Source organism: Nocardia sp. NPDC049220 (assembly GCF_040647855.1).
Lineage (GTDB): Bacteria > Actinomycetota > Actinomycetes > Mycobacteriales > Mycobacteriaceae > Nocardia.
The window spans coordinates 18,105-20,731 of the sequence record NZ_JBEZDA010000035.1 but is presented as its reverse complement, the minus strand read 5'-3'; the positions used below and the strand labels follow the sequence as shown (position 1 = coordinate 20,731).

3 protein-coding genes are annotated in these 2,627 nt (G+C 62.1%); 1 reads left to right on the top strand and 2 read right to left on the bottom strand.

Annotated elements, in window-relative coordinates; all coding sequences use genetic code 11:
* Positions 1–293: 293 nt before the first annotated feature.
* Entirely contained in the window at positions 294–818 is a 525-nt protein-coding gene (locus tag AB0C34_RS31075) for a hypothetical protein (RefSeq protein ID WP_357080904.1), read from the bottom strand.
* A 253-nt stretch (positions 819–1,071) separates the two neighbouring features.
* Between AB0C34_RS31075 and AB0C34_RS31070 the strand changes: the two genes are divergently transcribed.
* Positions 1,072–1,731: a hypothetical protein gene (locus AB0C34_RS31070; RefSeq protein WP_357080902.1), complete on the top strand. Its 660-nt coding sequence runs from the start codon at positions 1,072–1,074 to the stop codon at positions 1,729–1,731.
* Positions 1,732–1,910: 179 nt separating this feature from the next.
* Here the strand turns inward: AB0C34_RS31070 and AB0C34_RS31065 are convergent.
* The coding region (locus AB0C34_RS31065; protein WP_357080900.1) for an ice-binding family protein at positions 1,911–2,627 on the bottom strand (717 nt) is incomplete at its 5' end.

The window sequence follows — 2,627 nt, the reverse complement described above, 5'->3', positions numbered from 1 at the left end:
TTACGCGTCGCCATGATCGTCGTCGAGCCTTCCCGCCCAAATCCTGGGCATTCAGACTCCCACAAACCCCGGACCGAACCAGCGGGGTCACGTCACGTAGAGCAGCCCCGGAACACCCAACGTTCCGGGGCTGCTCTATGTACTGGGCCACTCAGGTCCGGTCGAATCAATCTGGATCAGTTTGGAGCAGTCTGGAGCCAAACTTATGTATCATCGATTGCGCGAGACGCAGTAGCGTCTTTGAAGTGGACCCGGCAGCCATCCGGACGGTTGGTGAGCCGGGTTTCGCGTATCTAGGTCAGCTTGCGGACTCCCGTGATGACCGGGTCCACCCGATTGCGCCAGTCGCCGCCCTTCGCCACACACCACGCCACCGCGTCTGAGACCCACAGCAGCGGCTCCTCGTTCGGCCGCAGGTGCTCGTAGGCCAGAATGTCCGCGACACCGAACTTCCGAACTGCTGCATAGAGGACCTTGCGGTCACTGGCGACCAGTGAATCGTCTTGCTCTATCGTCAACCGTCGCGCACCAAGTTCAGCCAGATCCTCGACCGCAGCGGTCAAGCACGCCGCCCGGGCATCGACTGTGTTCCTTATCCGAACTGCGTCGTACACGGCAACCTTGACCTCCAAAGCACACAAGGCCGAGCAGATCGATCGGCGCCGGGAGTCGCTCTCCTTCTTGAAGTGGATGCGGTTCTGGCCCTTCGCCCTCTGTTCGCGCAGCTGCTTGCGCGCTTGCTTGAGATGACGCACTTCAACGACGGTCGAAACAACCAGCAGGCCGTTCTGCTTGGTCTCATCAACGAACGCGTGCATATTGCGCCGACCCGTGGCCTTTCGTCCGCGCCTACCTCCGGCGCATCCATCAGTAGTGGGTGAACCGCCGAGCTTTCCGGCTCTGAGGGTGGTTGCGCCGGTTCGCGAGCAGGAGGTTTAGCTACGCTCATAGACTCCAATGTTTGCTCCTACAGACGTTGGCGTTCAGCTGCCTCCCCGACTCGTCCTCGGGGAGGCAGCTTCTATTGGAACAGGCATCCGCGAGATAGGTGGATACACTTAGAATCCGGTGATGTCGCGAGGCTTGGGATCTGCACAACGACGCGTGTTGGTCGAGCTGTACAAACTGCTACTCGACGACGCAGAGGAACTCGGCTTAGCCGAAGACGGGTACAACGAATGCAGCGGGTACTCGATCGAGCAGATGGAACTGGAGCCGCGCCCAGGCAGGGTCGGGTCAGACGGCAAACTGATCACCGCACACGTCAGACGAAGCAAGCGCGTTCCGTTCAGACGTGCGCTTACCAGCCTCGATAAACGCGGCCTCGTAGAGACAGGCATTGCAGAGGTCGAGCTGGAGGAACTCGGTCAGTACAGCGAGTACGAATCCTGGCGGGACGTACGCGTCGCGTTGCTGACTCATCAGGGCTGCCGGTACATCGAAGAGCGCTATCGAGAGCTTGTCGCAGAGTTCCCTCAGCTGAATTCCGCTCTGGAGAAGAGCGGCTTCCTTATCAACGGCAAGCCCGGGCACGTGACACTCAGCGCGGCCACCGACCGGCTATACACCCGAAGCGAGGTGATTCGACTGCTCGCGGATGAGGGAGACGACCTCGTCGATGCAGTCTGGAACTTCCGCGCGAATACACACAGGAAGCAAAAGGAGTTCCTCGTCTCCGAGATCCCTTTCTACCGAAGAGGAAGTAGGCAGCATCGGGAATCGATGTTGTAAAACGATCGTTTTACAACACCTGCCGTTACCGCCTGCGCGCCGATAGCTGCCAGGGAAGCGACTCTTATATGTGGCAGCGGACCGGGGATATGTCGCGGTTACCCGCACCCGATACGCGCCTGTCCGCGCACCGTCGGCGCGCGGACAGGGGGTCGGGGATCCTTTCGGTGGGTCGGGGCTCAGGCGGCCGTGATGGTGTTGGTGTCCAGGGTGACCGCGCCATTGAGTGCCAGGACGCTCCCGTTCACGGTGGTGCCGGCTGACACCGTGTCCGAGGTGAAGGTCAGGATGTTGCCGGCGAAGTTGGTGTTGGCGCCCAGTGTGGCCGAGCTACCGACTTGCCAGAACACGTTGTCTGCGTTGGCACCGTTGATGAGGTTCACGGTGCTGCTCGCGCCGGTGATCAGTGTCGACCCGGCCTGGAAGATGAACACCGCGTTCGGATTGCCTTGTCCGTCGAGGGTGACGGTGCCGTTGAGGCCGATCCCACCAACTGCCTTATAGACCCCGGAGGTCAGGGTTTGTCCCCCGAGATCGGCGACCACGAAAGCGGTGGGCGTGCGGCCCGCCGCGTCGAGGTAGGCAGCCAGCAAATCGGTGTGTGCCTGCGCCGCGACCGCGTCCCCGGCATGGATCGCCCCGCCGGTCACCGTTCCCGGCGGGAATCCGGTCACTGCGGTGCCCGGGCTGACACCCAGGTTCCCGGTGATGGCCGTGGCTCCGGCGTTGGTGACTGTCGAGGCACCCAGCACCGCGAACGACGCGGCTGTCCCCAAATTGACCGGCGCCAGACCCGCAACGTAGGTGTAGGAGACACCGTTACTCGTTCCGCCGGGGGTGGTGACGGTGACGGCCACTGTCCCAGCCGCATGGGCTGGGGTGAGCACGGTGATCTG